The organism is Amycolatopsis thermalba (assembly GCF_023376025.1).
Taxonomy (GTDB): Bacteria; Actinomycetota; Actinomycetes; order Mycobacteriales; family Pseudonocardiaceae; genus Amycolatopsis_E; species Amycolatopsis_E thermalba.
Map to the genome: position 1 here is coordinate 3,049,984 of NZ_CP091196.1, position 17,589 is coordinate 3,067,572.

Annotated in this window: 12 protein-coding genes and 1 pseudogene; 4 read left to right on the forward strand and 9 right to left on the reverse strand. The window is 72.0% G+C overall.

All coding sequences use genetic code 11. The features are described from left to right. Positions 1 to 170: 170 nt before the first annotated feature. A complete protein-coding gene (locus L1857_RS14720; RefSeq protein WP_094005043.1) occupies positions 171 to 1,490 on the reverse strand; it encodes an MFS transporter in 1,320 nt (439 codons plus the stop codon). Between the two features lie 583 nt (positions 1,491 to 2,073). On the opposite strand from L1857_RS14720, the gene L1857_RS14725 reads away from it, so the two are divergent. The 3 genes from L1857_RS14725 to L1857_RS14735 are packed head-to-tail and all read left to right on the forward strand — an operon-like array spanning position 2,074 to position 4,522. After that, positions 2,074 to 2,946, forward strand: coding sequence for an SDR family NAD(P)-dependent oxidoreductase (locus tag L1857_RS14725; protein ID WP_249465351.1), 873 nt, complete (start codon positions 2,074 to 2,076; stop codon positions 2,944 to 2,946). A gap of 20 nt (positions 2,947 to 2,966) precedes the next feature. Continuing rightward, entirely contained in the window at positions 2,967 to 3,386 is a 420-nt protein-coding gene (locus tag L1857_RS14730; RefSeq protein ID WP_116114514.1) for a Zn-ribbon domain-containing OB-fold protein, read from the forward strand. Next, positions 3,386 to 4,522 (forward strand): acetyl-CoA acetyltransferase, encoded by a 1,137-nt coding sequence (locus L1857_RS14735; protein WP_094005040.1) that lies wholly within the window; start codon positions 3,386 to 3,388, stop codon positions 4,520 to 4,522. Before L1857_RS14730 ends, L1857_RS14735 begins: the two co-directional genes overlap by 1 nt. Positions 4,523 to 4,642: 120 nt before the next feature. On the opposite strand, the gene L1857_RS14740 is transcribed toward L1857_RS14735, so the two are convergent. The 3 genes from L1857_RS14740 to L1857_RS14750 all read right to left on the reverse strand — a co-directional run bounded on the left by L1857_RS14740 (position 4,643) and on the right by L1857_RS14750 (position 9,056). Next, positions 4,643 to 5,962, reverse strand: a complete 1,320-nt coding sequence (locus L1857_RS14740) for an MFS transporter (protein WP_116114516.1) — start codon at positions 5,960 to 5,962, stop codon at positions 4,643 to 4,645. Between the two features lie 33 nt (positions 5,963 to 5,995). Continuing rightward, a complete protein-coding gene (locus L1857_RS14745; protein WP_249465354.1) occupies positions 5,996 to 8,266 on the reverse strand; it encodes a cytochrome P450/oxidoreductase in 2,271 nt (756 codons plus the stop codon). 106 nt (positions 8,267 to 8,372) lie between these two features. After that, positions 8,373 to 9,056, reverse strand: a complete 684-nt coding sequence (locus tag L1857_RS14750) for an IclR family transcriptional regulator (protein WP_116114520.1) — start codon at positions 9,054 to 9,056, stop codon at positions 8,373 to 8,375. A gap of 268 nt (positions 9,057 to 9,324) precedes the next feature. Between L1857_RS14750 and L1857_RS14755 the strand changes: the two genes are divergently transcribed. Next, positions 9,325 to 9,567, forward strand: coding sequence for a Rossmann-fold NAD(P)-binding domain-containing protein (locus L1857_RS14755; protein ID WP_240323424.1), 243 nt, complete (start codon positions 9,325 to 9,327; stop codon positions 9,565 to 9,567). 16 nt (positions 9,568 to 9,583) lie between these two features. Here the strand turns inward: L1857_RS14755 and L1857_RS14760 are convergent, their stop codons facing one another. From L1857_RS14760 to L1857_RS14785, 5 genes and pseudogenes are all read right to left on the reverse strand, one after another. Next, the gene (locus tag L1857_RS14760) at positions 9,584 to 13,102 is read right to left on the reverse strand and encodes an NB-ARC domain-containing protein (protein WP_249465357.1); all 3,519 of its coding nucleotides are present in this window, start codon (positions 13,100 to 13,102) and stop codon (positions 9,584 to 9,586) included. Positions 13,103 to 13,340: 238 nt separating this feature from the next. Then, positions 13,341 to 14,492 (reverse strand): MFS transporter, encoded by a 1,152-nt coding sequence (locus L1857_RS14765; protein WP_240323425.1) that lies wholly within the window; start codon positions 14,490 to 14,492, stop codon positions 13,341 to 13,343. Positions 14,493 to 14,614: 122 nt separating this feature from the next. Continuing rightward, positions 14,615 to 15,091, reverse strand: a complete 477-nt coding sequence (locus tag L1857_RS14770) for an RrF2 family transcriptional regulator (RefSeq protein WP_116114524.1) — start codon at positions 15,089 to 15,091, stop codon at positions 14,615 to 14,617. A gap of 260 nt (positions 15,092 to 15,351) precedes the next feature. Next, positions 15,352 to 15,564, reverse strand: a pseudogene (locus L1857_RS14775) (glutamate-cysteine ligase family protein); the annotation flags it as partial. A 372-nt stretch (positions 15,565 to 15,936) separates the two neighbouring features. Further along, complete coding sequence (locus L1857_RS14785) at positions 15,937 to 17,535, reverse strand: FAD-binding oxidoreductase (protein ID WP_116114526.1); 1,599 nt, start codon at positions 17,533 to 17,535, stop codon at positions 15,937 to 15,939. Between the last annotated feature and the right edge of the window lie 54 nt (positions 17,536 to 17,589).

Consider the following 17,589-nt stretch of genomic DNA (forward strand, 5'->3'; position numbering starts at 1 on the left):
GCGTCGTCGGTCCACAGGTCGGTGAGCTTCGGCGGCTCCGCCCATCCGACGCCGCCCAGGCAGCAGTCGTCGATCTTGAGACAGAGCGCGGTCAGAAGGGTGTTCAAGCCGGCCGTCACAAACCGATCTTGAACACCCTTCGTCCGTCTTCGGCTACCGCCTCGGCTGAGCTAGTTCGCGCTCCGCTCCAGTGGGGCGGCCGGCGCCACCGCGCGGCCCCGGTGCGCCCGCCACGGGCCGTGGAAGGCGAAGGCCGCCGGGATGAACAGCAGCAGGCAGAACGCCGCGATCCCCAGCCAGGTCCGCCAGCTCGCCGCCTCCACGAGGTGCGGGACGACGAACAGCACGATCACCGCCATCACCTTCGACAGCGCCCCGTAGAGACCCCAGGCGCTGCCCTGCAGGCGCGGGTCGACGTCCTCGGCGTCCTCCGAGTAGTTCGCCATCCACGGCCCGTACGCGACGCCGAGCGCCCCGCCGAGCAGGGCCCCGGTGATCATCAGGTGCACGTGGGACACGCCCGGGTCGCCCATGAGCAGGATCAGGTAGCCGGTGACGAGCACGGCCACCACCGAACCGGCGATGCAGATGGGTTTGCGCAGCTGCAACCGGTCCGACACCCGCCCGATCACCACGAGCGTGAGCAGGTTGAGCACCCAGAACGCGGACATGATCCCGGACGCGGTGGAGGCCGACAGGTCGAACGCGGCGGCCAGCATCGTCTGACCGAACAGCGACAGCGTCAGGTACATCACCAGCCACAGCGAGATGCCGACGACGTGCGCCCAGATGTTGCGGTGCCGGAACAGCTCCCTGGCCCGCGGCGGGCCGGCCCGTCCGACGTCGATGGCCTGCCGCTCGCTCTGCTGGATCCGCGCCCGCAGCTCGGGGGACAGGTCGGCGATGTTGAACATGATCACCACCGAGATCACCAGCGAGAACGCGCCCATGATCACGAACTGGGACCGCCAGTCGTCGTCGAACAGCGGCAGCGTCGCGCCGGCGACCGCGGCGGCCAGGAAGTTCGCCCCGACCGGGCCCCAGGTCCAGAACCCGAAGGCCTGCGCGCGGCCCATCCGCGGCGAGAAGTCCCGCACCAGCGGCGCGGTGCCCGCCATCGCCATACCGTCCACAATGGAGAGCACGACGCGGACCAGCAGCAGCTGGGTGGGGGAGTGCACCAGGACCATCAGGAAGCAGCACACCGCGGTGCAGAACATCAGCGGCACCAGCAGGCGCACCCGCCCCAGGTGGTCGGTCAGCCTGCCGCCGACCGCGGAGGCCAGCGCCCCGGCCAGCACTCCCGCCGCCGACACCAGCCCGTAGGTGGCCAGCGACATGTCCAGATCCTCGAGCAGCAGCGGGACGACGGGGGCGATCTGCGCCTCGTACGACCCGACGAGGATCGCGAGCACGGCCATGGTGAGGATCCGCATCCGGCGGGCGCCGGTGGGGTATTCGTCCAGCTCGCGTATCGGCAACAACCTCATGGGCTCGACCCTTCTGTGCGTACCTTGCCCGTCTGGATGCGGCCCGCCGGGGTCGGGTGCGGTGGGTGACGCGGTGGTCCGGCGGCCGTGCCGGTTCCGGCCGGTCCGTCACCGGACCACGCGGCCCGCCTTCGCCGCGGATGAAGACCGCGCTGCGCGAGGTGGCGAGGGTGTCCCCGGAATCCGGCTCCACCGCCCGGGCGTCGCTGACCACGAGCGCGCCGGAGTCGCCGGGGGCCCGCCGTCCGGGTGCCTGCGCGCCGCGGGCGGAGTTCTCCGTCGTGACGGCCGGCTGGTCCAGACCGGCGCCGAGTGGCGTCCGCGCTGCTCCGGCTCTCGTCCACCGGCCCGGGTCCGGCCACGTCGGGGTTGGATGACATGGGCCCGTTCTCCTCGCTGCGGCGACGTTGCCGCGCCGGGGTTGTCGCACGACCAGGTGGACCGGACACGAATACTAGAATTCAGTTCGTCTATTAGAGGCGCGCCCGGCGATCGGTGTCAAGCCCTTGACAAGCGCCTCCGCCGAGGCCGAAGGTCATTCCAGAACCCAGTTCTAAAACCTGGCATCGGAAGGCGGGACGGCATGGGACGCCTGGACGGACGGGTCGCGATCGTCACCGGAGCGGGCCGGGGAATCGGCGCGGCGGTGGCGCGGCTGCTGGCCCGCGAAGGGGCGCGGGTGGTGGTCAACGATCTCGGTACCGGGCTGGACGGGTCGGGCGCGGACACCGCGCTCGCGGCCGCGGTCGCCGAGGAGATCGCCGGCTCCGGCGGCACGGCCGTCGCCGACGCCTCCGACGTCGCCGACCACGCGGCGGCGGAAAAACTGGTCGGCACCGCGATCACCGAGTTCGGCCGGCTGGACGTGCTGGTGAACGTGGCCGGCATCCTGCGCGACCGGATGGTCTTCAACATGACCGAGCGCGAGTGGGACGACGTGATCCGGGTGCACCTCACGGGCACCTTCAACACCACCAAGTTCGCGGCGGCGCACTGGCGCGCGCTGGGGGAGAGCGGCGCGCACAACCGGATCATCAACTTCACCTCCGTCTCCGGGCTGCACGGCGCGCCCGGCCAGCCCAACTACGCCGCGGCCAAGATGGGCGTCGTCGGGCTGACCTATTCCAGCGCCCGCGCGCTGGCCCGCTACGGCGTCACGGTCAACGCGGTCTCGCCCGGCGCCGCCACCCGGATGACCGCCTCCATCCCCGGCGAGCGGCGCCGCGCGCCCGCCGGCGACGAGCATTCGCCGGACAACGTGGCTCCGCTGGTGGCCTACCTGGCCGGCGCCGCATCCGGCTGGATCACCGGGCGGATCCTGCACGCGGCCGGCTACCAGGTCGCGCTCTACAACAACCCGGAACCGGTGAGCCGGATCGCCGGCACCGGACCGTGGGACCCCGACGTCCTGGCCGCGCGGATCGAGCAGGCCTTCGGGCCGCTACTCGGCCGCTGAACCGTCCACAGAGGAGCGACATGCCCGGCCGAAAACCCGTTCCGGTGCCCACCCCGGAAACCCAGCCCTTCTTCGACGCCGCCGCCCGGGGCGAGCTGCGGATCCAGCGCTGCCTCGACTGCGGCGAACCGTTCTTCTACCCGCGCCCGTGCTGCCCGTTCTGCGCCTCGGCGTCGCTCGAGTGGTTCACCACCAGCGGCCGGGCCACGCTGTACTCCTACACCATCACCCACCGGCCGGCGCCCGGCTTCGAGCAGGACGTGCCCTACGCGATCGCGGTGGTGCAGCTGGCGGAGGGGCCGCGGATGATGGCGAACATCGTCGGCATCGACAGCACCCCGGACAACCTGGTGCTCGACATGGACCTGCGGGTCACCTTCGAAACCCGCGGTGACGTCACGATTCCCCAGTTCACCCCGGCCGGGACGGAGGCGCGGTGATGGACGTGGTGATCGCGGGCGCGGCCGAGACCGACGAGATCGGCGTGCTGCCCGGTCATTCCACCATGCGGCTGCACGTGGAGGGCGCGCGCAACGCGGTGGCCGACGCCGGGCTGCGGATGACGGACATCGACGGCATCGCGAGCGTGTCGGCGCCCGGCCCGATCCAGGTGGCGGACGCGCTGGGCGTCCGGCCCCGGTGGATCGACGGCACCGGCGTCGGCGGGACGTCGTTCCTGCTGCACGTGCGGCACGCGGTCGAGGCGATCCGGGCCGGGCACGCCGCGACCGTGCTGGTCACCCACGGCGAGTCGGGCAAGTCCCGGGTCGGGGCGGCGCGCGGCGCGTTCCCCGCGTCGAGCCCGAACGCCCAGTTCGAGGTGCCGTACGGGGTGACCGGGCCGCCGAGCATGTTCACCATCCCGCTGCTGCGGTACATGAAGGAGTTCGGGCTGACCGCCGAACAGCTGGCCTCGGTCGCCGTGGCGCAGCGGAAGTGGGCGGCGCGGAACCCGCGGGCCCGCTACCGCGACCCCATCACCGTCGAGGACGTGCTGGCGTCGCGGATGATCTCCTACCCGCTGCACCTGCTGGAGTGCTGCCTGGTCACCGATGGCGGCGGGGCGCTGGTGATCACCTCCGCCGAGCGGGCGCGGGACCTGCCGCGGCCGCCGGTGCACATCCTCGGCACGGGGGAGACGTTCGAGTCGCCGCTGATCTCGCAGATGGCCGACTTCACCACGTCGGCCGCGTTCCGCCGTTCCAGCGCCGAGGCGTTCGCCGAGGCCGGCATCACCCACGGCGACGTCGACCACCTGATGATCTACGACGCGTTCGCGCACGTCCCGATCTACGGCCTGGAGGACCTGGGTTTCCTCCCGCGCGGCGAGGCGGGCGCGTTCATCGCGGAGGGGCACACCGAGCCGGGCGGACGCCTGCCGATGAACACCAACGGGGGCGGCCTGTCGTACACCCACACGGGGATGTACGGGATGTTCCTGATCCAGGAATCGGTGCGGCAGCTGCGCGGCCAGGCCGCGGCGCAGGTGCCGGGCGCCGAGATCAGCGTGGTGCAGGGCAACGGCGGAATGTTCATGGCGGCGGGCACGCTGGTGCTGAGCAACCGGAGGGCCTGACGCCGCGCACTGGCCGCCGATCCCGCCGCCGCGGCCGAGATCGTCCACACGGCACTGGACGTCGTCGCCGCGTGACGACGGCAGCCGTCCCCACCGGGGGGCCCGGGGGGACGGCTCCGGTCAGCCGACGCGGTCCAGGTCCACGCCCTTCGTTTCGCGGCTGGTCGCCACGGCGACCACGGTGATCGCCATCGTGAGCACGAGGTAGCCGATGACCGTGCCGGCGCCGAAGCTGTCGATGAGCCACACCGCGATCAGCGGCGCCGGCGCCCCGGCGATGATCGAGGAGCCCTGGAACACCAGTGAGGAGCCGGCGTAGCGGTAGCGGGTCGGGAACAGCTCGGTGATCCACGCGGCCTCCGGCCCGGCGAGCATGCCGTGGAACAACGCGCCCACGCAGACACCCAGCCACAGCATCGGCACGCTGGAGGTCTGCACCATCCAGAAGAACACCGGCGCCCACACCACCAGCGCGACGGCGGGCACGAGCATCGCGGTCTTGCGGCCGACGCGGTCGGACCAGTGCCCGCCGCCGATCATGCCCGCGAACTGGCACACCGACGCGAACGTCACGGCCAGGACCACATCCCCGCGCGAGTAGCCGAAGTACCTGGTCGCGTAGGCGATCACGAACACGGTGTAGATGTAGAAGGCGATGTTCTCGCCGAGCCGCATGCCCAGGCCGTGCAGCACGGGACGGGGCCGGGACAGGGCTTCCAGCACGCTCGACTTCTTCTGCCGCGCGACGCGCTGCTCGGCCCCGGCCTGTGCGGCCTGGAACACCGGCGACTCTTCGACGCTGCGGCGGATCCAGAACCCGATCACCAGCAGCGGGACGGCGACCAGGAACGCCACCCGCCAGCCCCACTCGTCGAACGCGTCGCCGGGGAACAGCGCGGCGATCACGGTGACCACGACGGTCGCGAGCACCGTGCCCAGCGGCGCCCCCGCCTGCGGCCAGGACGCCCAGAACCCGCGCCGCTTCGGCTCGCCGTACTCGCTCACCATCAGGACCGCGGCGCCGAACTCGCCGCCGAGGGCGAATCCCTGCGTCATGCGCAGCACGACCAGGAGCACGGTCGCCCAGATGCCGATCTGGTGGTAGGTGGGCAGCACCCCGATGGCCGCGGTGGACGTGCCGAGCAGCAGGAAAGTGGTGACCAGCATGGGTTTGCGGCCGAACTTGTCACCGAGGTGGCCGAACACCACGCCGCCCAGCGGCCGCGCGACGAAACCGAGGCCCTGCGTAGCGAGCGCGAGCAGCAGTTGCACCACTCCGCTGCCGCCGGGGAAGAACAGCGGGCCGAGCACGGTCGCGGCGAGCACGCCGTAGATGGCGAAGTCGTACCACTCCAGCACCGCCCCGGCCATGCTGCCGGCGAGCACGCGCCGGAACCCGGTCGTGGACGGCCGCACGCCGTGGTCCACTGGTGACACCATTGTCAGTTCCTTTCCGAGGTCCGCGAAAGAGAGTCAGAGCCCGAGCGTGATCCGCCCGCCGCGGGCCCGTGAGCAGCAGGCCATCATCTTCGTGTGCGCCGCCCGCTCGGACTTGGTCAGGACCACGTCGCGGTGGTCCACCTCGCCGCCGAGGACCGGCACCTCACAGGTTCCGCAGAGCCCTTCCTCGCAGTCGCTCGGGACGTCGACGCCGGCCGCCCGCAACGCGGCGAGCACGGTCTGGTCCGCGGCGACCCGCACCGTGCGCCCCGAGCCGGCGAGCTCGACGTCGAAGGCGTGTTCGGTGCCCGGGTCCAGAACCCGTTGCGTGGTGGTGAAGTGCTCCACGTGCAGAGCGTCGCCGGGCCAGTGGGCGCTCGCGTCCTCCAGGGCGGCGAGCAGGCGGTCCGGCCCGCAGGCGTAGATCTGCGTGCCTTCGGCGGGTTCGGCGAGCAGCGCGGCGACGTCGAGCCGGGTTCCCTCGGTGCCGCAGTGGACGTGCAGCCGTTCGCCGTGGTCGCGCCGGCACCGGTCGAGCAGCGCCATCGCGGAGGCCCGGCGGCCGCAGTAGTGCAGCTCGTAGCTGCCGCCGGTGGCCTTGACGCGGTCGGCCATCGCGATGATCGGCGTGATGCCGATCCCGCCGGCCACGAAGACGTAGTGGCGCGCCGCCGGGTCGAGCCGGAAGTGGTTGCGCGGCCCGCGCAGCGACAGCGTGCTGCCCGGCCGCAGGTTCTCGTGCACGTACCGGGAACCGCCGCGGCTGTCCGGATCCTTCCGCACGGCGATGCGGTAGGTCGTGCGGTCGGCCGGGTCGCCGCACAGCGAGTACTGCCGGGACACGTCGCCGAGTTCCAGGTCCACGTGCGCGCCGGGGGACCACTTCGGCAGCGGTTTCCCGTCGGCGGCGGCCAGGGTCAGCTCGACGACGTCGTCCGCGGCGCGCTCGGCGGACAGCACGGTGACGCGGTGGCTGACCGTGCGGTTCGGACGGTCGCCGATGCGCACGGGTTGCCGGGCTTCGAGGATCGACGGGTCCGCCCGCTCGGGGTTCGCGGCGGGATCCCACTGCACCCACAGGTGTTCCGGGCCGCGGAAGGAGGTGTTGGGCACGTAGGTGAACTTCTGGCCGGGCACGAGTTCCAGGTGCGGGAGGCGGCGGGTCAGCTCCTCCAGGAACACCTGCAGCTCCATGCGGGCCAGGTTCCGGCCCAGGCACTGGTGGCTGCCGTAGCCGAAGGTCAGGTGGTCGGTGGCGTTGTCCCGGCGGATGTCCACCTCGTCGGTGTCGTCGAAGTGCCGCTCGTCGCGGTTGGCCGAGGAGTTGACGATGAGCAGCTTGGCGCCGCGCGGCACCGGGACGCCGCCGATCGTGGTGTCCCGGGTGACGAGCCGGCGCCAGGCGGCGACCGAACCCGAGTGGCGCAGGCATTCCTCGACGGCGCCGGGAATGAGGCCCGGGTCGGCGCAGATCTCCTCCCACACGACGCGGTTCTCCAGCAGGAGCTTGATCGCGTTGGCGGCGGCGTTGGCCGTCGTCTCGTGGGCGGCGACGATGCCGGCCATCATCATCGAGTGCAGGTAGGAGTCGGTGATGACGTCGGGGTGCTCGCGCTGGGCGCGGATGCTGTAGGGCATCCAGCCGTGCCCGGACGGGTCCTCGCGCAGCTTGTCCAGCACGGTTCCGGCGTACTGCCAGAACCGGCCGACGTTCTCGGCCACCTCGACCTGCTGTTCGGGTGAGGGGCGGCCCCACGTGTTGACCGTGTGGGCGATGGAGAACCGGCGCAGGGTCGCCATGTCCTCCTCGGGGACGCCGAGGAAGTGCAGCGCCACGGTGAGCGGAACCTCCCACAGCAGCTCGTCGACCAGGTCCGCCTTGCCGTTGTCGGCGAACCGGTCGACGTATTCGCGGACCAGGCGGCGCACCATCGGTTCGTGGTGGGCGAGCTGCTCCGGCGCGAACGGCTCCATCAGCAGGCGGCGGCGCGGCATGTGCTCCGGCTCGTCCTCGTTGACCAGCGTCCGGTTCATCGCGTAGCCGTACTTCGCCAGCGTCGCGGTGGCCTCCGCGGAGACCGGGGTGATCTTCTCCAGCGCGATCGACGGCGAGAACGTGACGTTGTCGCGGAACACCGCCTTGACGTCGGAGTAGCGCGTGACCACCCAGTAGCCCAGCGACGGGCTGTAGAACACCGGCTCTTCGTCGCGCGACCAGCGCAGGGAGGCGGGCGGGTCGGCCTGGTAGTCCTCGCCGAACGGATCGAACGCCGCCGCGTTCGCCGACACCGGGCACGTGCTCATGCTGCTACCTCTCGCCCTACCAGGAGTTTTACCAATAACGCACAGTGTGTCGCGTTGAGCGAACTGCGATGAGGGTAAGGGGAGGTGCGGGAGGCGTCAAGGTTCGTCAGGCGGAGAGCAGCTGCTCCAGCTGCCGGGCGGTGCGGAGCACGGCTTGCGCGGCGGTCTCGGTGTCCAGCCCTTCGATGGCGACCACGCCGACCGACCGCTCCACGGTGGTGGCGGTGCCCAGCCGGGCGGGCACGCGGATGCCCGCGGCCACGCCGACCGCGCCGCGTTCGAGTTCCCCGCGGGTGAGGCTGTAGCCGTCGCGCCGGGCGACGCGCACGGCCTCGGGCTCGCCCGGTTCCTCCGGTCGCAGGGCGAGGATCGCGAGGCCGGCCGCGCCCCGGGTGAGGGGATGCCTGCTGCCGACCCGGTAGCCGACGGTCAGCACCTGGTCGTCGGGCTCGGCGACCTGCTCGGCCACGCACGACTGCCCCTCCGCGGCGGAGATGAACGCGGTCGCGTGGGTTTCGTTGGCCAGCGCCTTGAGCAGCGGGCGGGCATCGAGGTGGAACTGCGGCGCGAACCGCGACGCCAGCACGGCCAGCCCGACCGCGAGCCGGACTCGCCCGTCCTCGGTGCGCGCGACGAGCAGGTGCTCCTCGAGCGTCGCGACGATGCGGTAGCAGATGGCCCGGTGGACGTCGAGTTCCTTCGCCAGCTCGGCGACGGAGATCCCGTTCGGCGACTGGGAGATCACCTCGAGCGCACGCAGGCCCCGGTCCAGAGTCTGCAACGTGCTCATGGCCGCCCTTCCGTCACCGTCCTGCGCCCCGAACCTTACTGGCCGGACGACCGCCCGTTCGTGTGGTGTGGCAGGGTGAGACGTGGCACGGATCCTGATCACCGGTTCCGCCGACGGCCTGGGGAACGCCTCACCGCCGTGCGGGCGCTGCTGGACCGGGGCGCCGCGGCGGTGGTGGGGGATCGGGCCGACGTGGAGCAGACGCGGGGCGTCGCCGAGCAGGTGAACGCGCTCGGCACGATGGACGCGGTGATCCACAACGCCGGGCGTGCGCGTCAACGCGGTCGACCCGGGCTGGGTGCCGACGAAGATGGGCGGCCCGGGCGCCCCGGCCGACCTCCGGCTCGGCCACCGCACCCAGGAATGGCTCGCCACCAGCGACGACGCCCGCACCACCGGTGGCTACTGGTACCACCAGCAGCCCCGCGAGCCGCACCCGGCGGCCCGGGACGAACGGTTCCAGGACGAGTTGCTGGCCGAGCTGGCGTCGTTCACCGGCACGCGCCTGTGACGCGCCGACGAGGACGTCACCGCAGGTAGTCGAAGGTGTAGATGCCCCGCCCGCCCACGATCGCCAGCCGGTCGGCGCTCAGCCACTTGCACGTGGCCGCCTCCCCGTCGAGGCGCAGTTCGGTGCGGCACGTGCCGTCCCGGCTGTGCTGGATCCGCACCAGCGCCTGATCGTCCGGCGACACCGTCGCGAGCAGCGAGCCGTCCGGCGACCAGTCCCCGCCCGCGGCGCCGACGATGTCCGGCGCGACCAGTTCGGACTCCTTCGTCCAGGACCGCGTGCTCCAGTAGCTGATCCGGTCCCCGGCAGCCACCACCAGCCAGTCCCCGTGCGAGGGCACCCGCATGCCCTCGGGCTCCTCGTCGAACGAGAGCGTCGCGGTGGACTGCCACGTGCGCGCGTCCACGACGTGGACGGCCGCCCCGACCGCCACCGCGATCCAGGCGGAGTCCGGCGCGATCACGAGCCGCACGAGCGGCGCGGGCGTGGCCAGCCGCCCGATCACCCGGCGGAAGGGGTGAATCCGCCGCCGGTACCGCCGCCGCAGCCGCTGGTCGAGGCGGTTGACCGCCCGCCGGGCCGGCGAGGCGCGGGGAGCACCGAGGTGGACACTCGCTTCGCGGGCGGTCAGCACGACCGGCGGTGCCCAGGTCCTGGTGTCCCACACCAGGATCTGCCCGTCGCCGTCGGTCGCCGCCACGAGCGCACCTCCCGTGGTGACCTCGCTGAGGTAACCGTCCGACGGGGGCCGGAGCGCGCGGCAGCTGCGCCAGTTCCCCGCGTCACGAACCAGGATCGAGTCGACCCGCTCCACGGCGAGCCGGTCGCTGCCGACGGCGGCGAGGCCGAAGACGCTCGATTCGGTCAGCTCGTCGACCACCTCTCCGGACTCGGGGTCGCGGATCGTGAGGGTGTTGCCGCTCGCGACCGCCAGCCACGACCCGTCCGCCGCGAAAGCGCACCGGTCGGCCACGGTCGCCGTGCCGTCGCCCGGACCGGCCGGGGTGCCCGCCGGGTCCCACAGCCGGACGGTGCCGTCGTCCCCGGCCGAGGCCAGGGCGGAGCTGTCCGGCGCGAAGGACAGATCGTTGATTTCGGACGCGTGCGCCTGGATGGCGCCACGGGGCCGGGCGCTCGCCAGGTCCCACAGGACGATCCGGCCGCTCACGCTCCCGGTGGCGAGCGTGCCGCCGTCGGGGGAGAACACGGCTGCCCGCAGCTCGCGGGCGTGACCGAGCAACCGCGGAGGCGCGACGGGGTTTCGCAGGTCGTAGAGCAGCACACCGTCGTCGCCGGTGACGGCGGCCCACCGGCCGTCTCCGCTGACGGCGAGACCGCGCGGGGACAGCGGATCCGTGGGCTGCAGCCGGGTCCGCCCGTCCTGCGTCGCCGGCCAGATCTCCAGCGTGGCCCCGTAGCGCACGAGCAGGTCGCCGCCGGGCAGCCCGACTGCGTCGTCCAGGACCTCCTCGGCCCTGACCAACCGCAGGTGACGTCCGGTGGCGATCTCGGTGACGTGGACGGTCCGGTCGCCGGTCTGGTGGACGATGTTCGTGCCCTCGCCGGAGAAGCACAGCGCGGTGATCTCGCCACCGCGCGCGGGCAGCCGCGCCCGCACTTCCCAGGTACGGGTGTCCCACACGAGGATCTCCGGCTCCGCGCCCGCACCCGCGAGCAGGCCGCCGTCCGGGGACAGGGCGAACGCGCTGCGAAAGCCCAGCTCGCGGTCTTCGATCAACCGGATCAGCTCGCCGGTCTCCGGGTTCCACACGCGAAAACCGTCGCCGGCGGCCGACACCAGCGCGCCGCCGTCGCCGGTGAAAGCGCATTCACGGACCCAGCCGTCGTGTCCGGTGAGGACCCGGATCAACGCGGGGTGGGGCAGGTCCGGCAGGTCGCCCTGGGGAACCAGGCGCGGGCGGCCCTCGACCTCGGCCAGCGTGGCCATCCGGAGTTCCCGCAGCTCGGCCACCGGTGGCAGACGGTGGGCGAGCGCGTTGACCACCGCGTGCTCCGGCTGCCCGGGGATGAGCAGGTGCGCCTGCTGGTCCAGGAACCTGCGCAGGGTCCGGGCCGGCGGCGTGTCCGCGAACGCGAGGTCTTCGGCCACCGCGACGGGCCCGAAGGCGACCAGCTTCCGGATGACCCACCGCGGTGTGGTGACGAGCGCGGTCAGCTCGGCGCTCCGCCCGGCGCCGTCGAGGTGGTAGGCCAGCGAGCGCCACAGGTACTCGGCGCCGGCGGGCAGGTTCCACCACGGGACGGGATCCGCGCCGTCCCGGGCGAGCGCGGCGGCCGCGTCGAGCAAGGCGGTGTGGAGTTTGCCGAGCCGGTCCGGGCCGCACTCGTGGCGCAGGTAGGTGCGGATGACGTCGTGCATCCGCAGCCCGGTCCCGCCGGGGATGATCAGCGACAGTTCGGCCAGCTCGTGGTAGAGCCGGTCGCACTCGGCGGGTGGCAGTCCGGCGGTCTGCTGCCAGTAGCGGACGAGGAGGTCCACCGGGATCTCGGTGTCCTCCGGGAAGATCGCGAGTTCCACGACGCGCTCGCGCTGGTCGCCGAGCACACCGAGCGACGATTCGAGCGTCGCCGCGACGGCGCGGTCGCGGCGGGCCGCGTCGGTCACGTCCAGCGCGGCCGGGCCGCGGTCGCGCAACCGCGCGAGCAGCCGTTCCGCTGTCGCGGTCACGTCTGCGCCGTCCCGCACCGCGCGGCGCAAGGCGCCGTTGGCGAGGCCCAGCGCGAGCGGCCACCGCCCGGTGATGTCGAGCAGCTGGTCGGCGATCGCCTCGGGAAGCCCGCCGACACCGCTGCTCAGCAGGAGCCGCGCCTGCTGCCGGCTCATCTGGTCGACCTCGACGGTTTCCGCGTCGCCGGGCAGCAGGTCGGGGATCCGCGTCGTCACCAGGAGCGTGCAGCCGCGTGCGGCGTTGAGGAACGGGCGGAGCTGCCCGGCCGTCCACACGTCGTCGACGACGAGCAGCGCCCGGCCTTTCTCCCGGAGCAGCTCACCGAGCCGGATGCCGGCCTGTTCCGGGCTGGTCAGGCCGGGCCGCTGCCCGTCGAGGCGCTCACTGATGTCGTTGATCGCGTCGGCGAGCGCGGCGCCCCGCACCTCCTGGCCGACCGTGACCCAGTCGATCCAGTCGAACGCGGCTCGCACGTCCGGCCGGGCGCACACGGCGGCGGCGAGCGTCGTCTTGCCGAAGCCGCCCGCGCCCGCAAGGCCGGTGGTGATCCCGACCTTGCGGCTGCGGCTGGTCAGCAGCGCACGCACGATCGGCCCGGCCAGCTCGGGGCGCGCGACGAAGATTCCCGGCCCAGGCGGCACCGGCGCGCCGGGCGAGCCGTCCTTCCGGCGGCGGGGCACCGCGCGCCAGGCCTCGATCGCGATCCAGCCGGCCGACAGCACCGCGAGCAGCACGAAGACCAGCCAGCTCCAGCCCGAGGTGAGCACGTTGACCGTGATCGCGACCGCGACGTTCAACGCGGTGACCGACATCGCCGCCGCGACCTGCGTGCGCCTCGACCTCAAACCCCGCCCCCACTGCCCCACGACCGACGAGTGACGGTACCTGACTAGCACGCCCAGGGGCGAACGTCAGCCGCTTCGCGGAGAACGCCCTGCCCGTGTCCGAGGCGGACCGGCCGGCAACGGCTGCCGGGATGCGGAAGGCCGGCGTCACGTCCTGCGGTTCAGTGGCGCTGGTTTCGCTCGGCCCAGTCGGGCAGCTCGCAACCGTCGCCGGGTCGCGCGTGCCTCGGCCGGGTTCTCACGGAAACTGTTCGCCGCGGGCCCCTGTCCTCCGGCGTACCTCCGGCACGGCCAGGAACACACCAGCGATCGTGGCGATCACGGCTCCCGAGAAGAACATCCAGGTGGCGTTTCCGGCCCCGGCGAGCCCGCCGACGAACGTGCCGACCCCGATGCCGATGTAGATGCCGGAGGAGTTCAGCGCGATCACGAGCGGTGCTTCGTCCGGCGCGGCGGCGATGAGGCGGTGCTGCTGCGGCGGGGTCTGGCACCAGCTGCTCGCGCCCCAGGTGAAGGCGAGCACGCCGACCAGAATCGGCAGCGTCACGTCTGCCAGCGTCAGCGAGCCGAACGCGACCAGGGTGCACGTCATCACGGCGTACCCGACGATCAGCACCTTGGTGCCGCCGAACTTGTCGGTCAGCCTGCCCGAGGACTGAGCACCCGCAACGGCTCCGGCCCCGTAGAGGAACAGCATCCACTGAGCCGCATCGGGCGAGATTCCGGCGGCATCGAACGCGGGGATCGCGTAGGCGTAGGCCGTGTATGCGGCAGCCATGCCGAGCACGGTCACGGGCAGGATCATCCGCACGCCCGAATTGCGCAGCACCGCCAGCCGCTCGGTCAGCGGCACCCGGTTTCCTCCCGCGAGTTTCGGCAGGAGGATCGCCAGACCAGCCCCGATCAGCAGGCACAGCATCGCGACCAGCCCCAGGGCGCTGCGCCACCCCAGGAAGCGGGAGGCGAGGTTGCCCAGCGGCACGCCGATCGCCGTCGCCACGGTCAGTCCGCTCACCACCAGCGCGAGCGCCCGCCCGCGTCGTTCCGCACTCACGAGCGACGACGCGACCGCGCCCGCGTTCGGGGTGTATGCCGCCGCCCCGAGCGCGGCAAGCACCCGAGAGGCCATGAGGAGCGCGAAGTTCGGGGCGAACGCGGTACCCAGGTTGGCGAGCCCGAGCACCACCAGCGCCGCGACCAGCAGGCGCCGGCGCGGCACCGTCGCGGTGATCGTCGCCAGCAGCGGTGAGAACACCGCGTAGCAGATCGCGAAGACCGTCACCGAGTAGCCCGCCGTCGCTTCGGTCACGCCGAGTTCGCCCGCCATCTCGGGCAGGAACCCGGCCACCACGAACGCGTCGGTGCCGACGGCGAACGTGCCGAGTGCCAAGAGGGAGACCTGGCCGCCCGAGTGCGGCGGGGCGGCCGAGGATCCGTCACGACGAGTTATCGAGATATTCAATGTCCCGATTCTCCTTCCAAGAAAAGCCCGGCACGCCGGGCGGTGCAGGCTCAGGCGGTGCGCTCGATGAAGCGGCGGGTGCGCCGCTCGGCCGTGGCCGGGGTGTTCGCGATGAGGTCGGCGAGCGTCTGGTTCGCCAGTTCGCGCCGCCAGGCCAGTTCGGCCCTGCGCATGGCCGTCGAGATGCCACAGGGGTGCGCGAACTCTTCGGGTGCTCCGGCTCTCCCGGCCCCGCGCTTGCGGATCTCGGTGCACTGGAACGGGTCGGTGCCGCCTTCGATCGCGGTCACGACATCCATGAGGCTGATGGTCTCGGGGGTGCGGTCGAGCCGGTAGCCGCCGCGTGCGCCTGCCTCGGAGCGGAGGATGCCCGCTTTGGCGAGGGGTTGCAGTTGCTTCTTCAGGTACTCGGGAGGCAGGTCGAATGCTTCCGCGAGCCGGCCGACGGGCAGCGGTGCCAGGTCGTCGAGCCAGGCGAGGACGAGGCAACAGTGCAAGCCCCATTCCACGCCTTCGCTCATCCGCATAATGGGGATACTACACATCCCGATTGATGCGCTCCAGCCGGCCTGAAGCCACCGAGCACCCCTGAGCCGGCCGGGTGTGCACCTGCTCGTTGGTGCATGTGCTCCCGGTACTCGCCGACCAGGGTGCGCCGGTCCAGGCCCGTCGTGTCGAACAAGCGGTGGAACGGTCGTTGCTGCCAGCTCGCGCCGGTCGTGCCGGTCAGGCAGCGCTGCTCGACGACGCCCAGCAGCCGGTCGCGTTCACCGGCGTCGACGTCCCACTTGAGCTCCTCGCGGCGGGTGTCGGTGGCCTGCTCGAACAGGGCGATGCGCGTCTCGGCCCACAGGTGCTTGCCGAGGAGGAACGGCGAGTTCGCGCCGACCGCGACCTGTACTCCGGCGATGGCCTGCGCGGCGTTCCAGTAGGCGGGGAACTGCGCGGGACTCACCTGCAGGTGGAACTGGGTGCTCGTGCACGCCGCCTCGGGCACGATCGTGTCGCAGGTGGCCCGCGGGCGTTCGACGCCGTCGATGGCAGCATGCGCGCGAACGCCTCCAGGCACTCGGCCGCGCTGGCATCCGCACGCCCCCGGACAGCACGGTGTCCGTGCGGGTGGCCGTCCACGACGGGTGCGGAGGTATCCCGACGACGAGCTGTTCCGGCTTTTCGACGTCGCCTTCCGCGATACGGCGGCCCGCACCCCGGACCCCTCCGGCGCGACCGGCGCGGGGCTCGGGCTGGCGATCGCCGCCGGTTCGAGGTCCGCCTCCCGCTCGTGGCGCACTGACCGATCAGGCGCGCGACGGCGCGGCGCCGAAGGACGCGATCCCCTCGGCGAACGGGATCTTCGCGGTGGACCCCAGTCCTAGTCCGGCAGCTTGACGGACATGGCGTGGTGGAACACGTCCCGCGGGTCCCAGCGCGCCTTGACCTGCTGGAGCCTCCGGTAGTTGTCCTTGTAGTACAGGGTGTGCCAGGGGACTCCGGACCTGTTCCAGTCCGGATCGGTGGTGTCGATGTCCGGGTAGTTGATGTAGGAGCCGTCGTTCACGCTGTTCGGCACCGGCACACCTCCGGTGTCCTGGTACATCGCGCGGTACCAGCGCCGGATCCAGTCCAGGTTCGCCTGCTCGCCGTCCGGGTCGGTCCAGGTGACTGTGTAGATCGCCTTCATGATGCTGTCCCGCTGCGCCAGCGCGGTCGCGTCCGGCGCGACGGTGTTGACCCGGCCGCCGTAGGGCACCAGCAGCAGCACTGCCCGCTCGTTGTGGTGGTCCGTGCTCGTCAGATAACGATAGGCGGTGCCGATCTGCGCGTCCGTGAACCGCTTGCGCAGGTAGGCGCCTTTCGCCTTGAACATCCCGGATTCGTCGGCCTGGCTGAGCGAGCCGGCCTTCACCGCCGCCAGCCACGGCAGCCGGTGCGGCGGCTCCACCGTGGTCGTGCCCGGGACTCCCGCGGTGATCTCCTGGAGGTAGTCGCGCAGCAGCCGGTCCGCGTCGGGCAGGCTGCCGTCCATTGTGGTCACCATGACGAACCCACCCGGGTCGGCGCCGGTGTTGCGCCGGGTGATCAGCATCGGGCTGAAGAGGCTGGCGTAGGGGGAGCCGGGTGCGCTGTTGAGCTCGTGCCATTCGCCGTAGTTGCGCAGCAGCCGGTGGAACGACTCCTCGGTGGTGTCCTGCCAGCGCCACCCGATCGTCGCGCCGAGTGTCACGGCGGGTGGTTTCGGCAGCAGGCGGGTGGGATCGTCACCGGTCGCGCCGGGCGCGCGCATCCAGTACCGGGTGACGCCGCCGAAGTTCCCGCCGCCGCCTCCGGTGTGCGCCCACCACAGGTCCCGGTTCTCGTCGTCCTGTTCGCGGGTCGCGACCACCGCGCGTGCCCGTCCGGACCGGTCCACCACGACGACTTCCACGGCGTACAGGTAGTCCACCACCGATCCGAGACTCCGGGACAGCGGGCCGTAACCGCCGCCCTGGATGTGGCCACCGGCGGCCACGCCGCCGCACTGGCCGCCGGGGATCGTGACCCCCCAGCCGAGGTAGAGCCGCTCGAACACCTCCCACAGGGTCGCGCCCGGCTCGATCAGGAACGCGTTGCGCTGCCGGTCGAACGTGACCTGCCGCATCGCGGACAGGTCGATGATCACCTCCGCGCCGTCGCCGACGAAGTTCTCGTAGCAGTGCCCGCCACTTCGCACGGTGATCCGTTTCCCCTCGCGCGTCGCGTTCGCCACCGCCCGCACGACCTGCTCGGTGGTGGTGGGCAGGCAGAAGGAACCGGGACGCGGGAAGAACCGCTCGCTCGTGCGGCGCAGCACGAGGTCTTCGTAGCGGGGGTCACCCGGCCTGATCGTGACCGGCGCCTGGCTGAGCGGAACCGCCTCCGCCTTTCCCGGACCCACCAGTGCCGCACCTCCCAGTGCTGCCGTGCCGGCGAGGAATCCACGACGTGTTGGCATTTCCGTTCTCCCCACTGTTTTCCGGTGTGCCGTGGGGAACGTTAGGACCGGCCG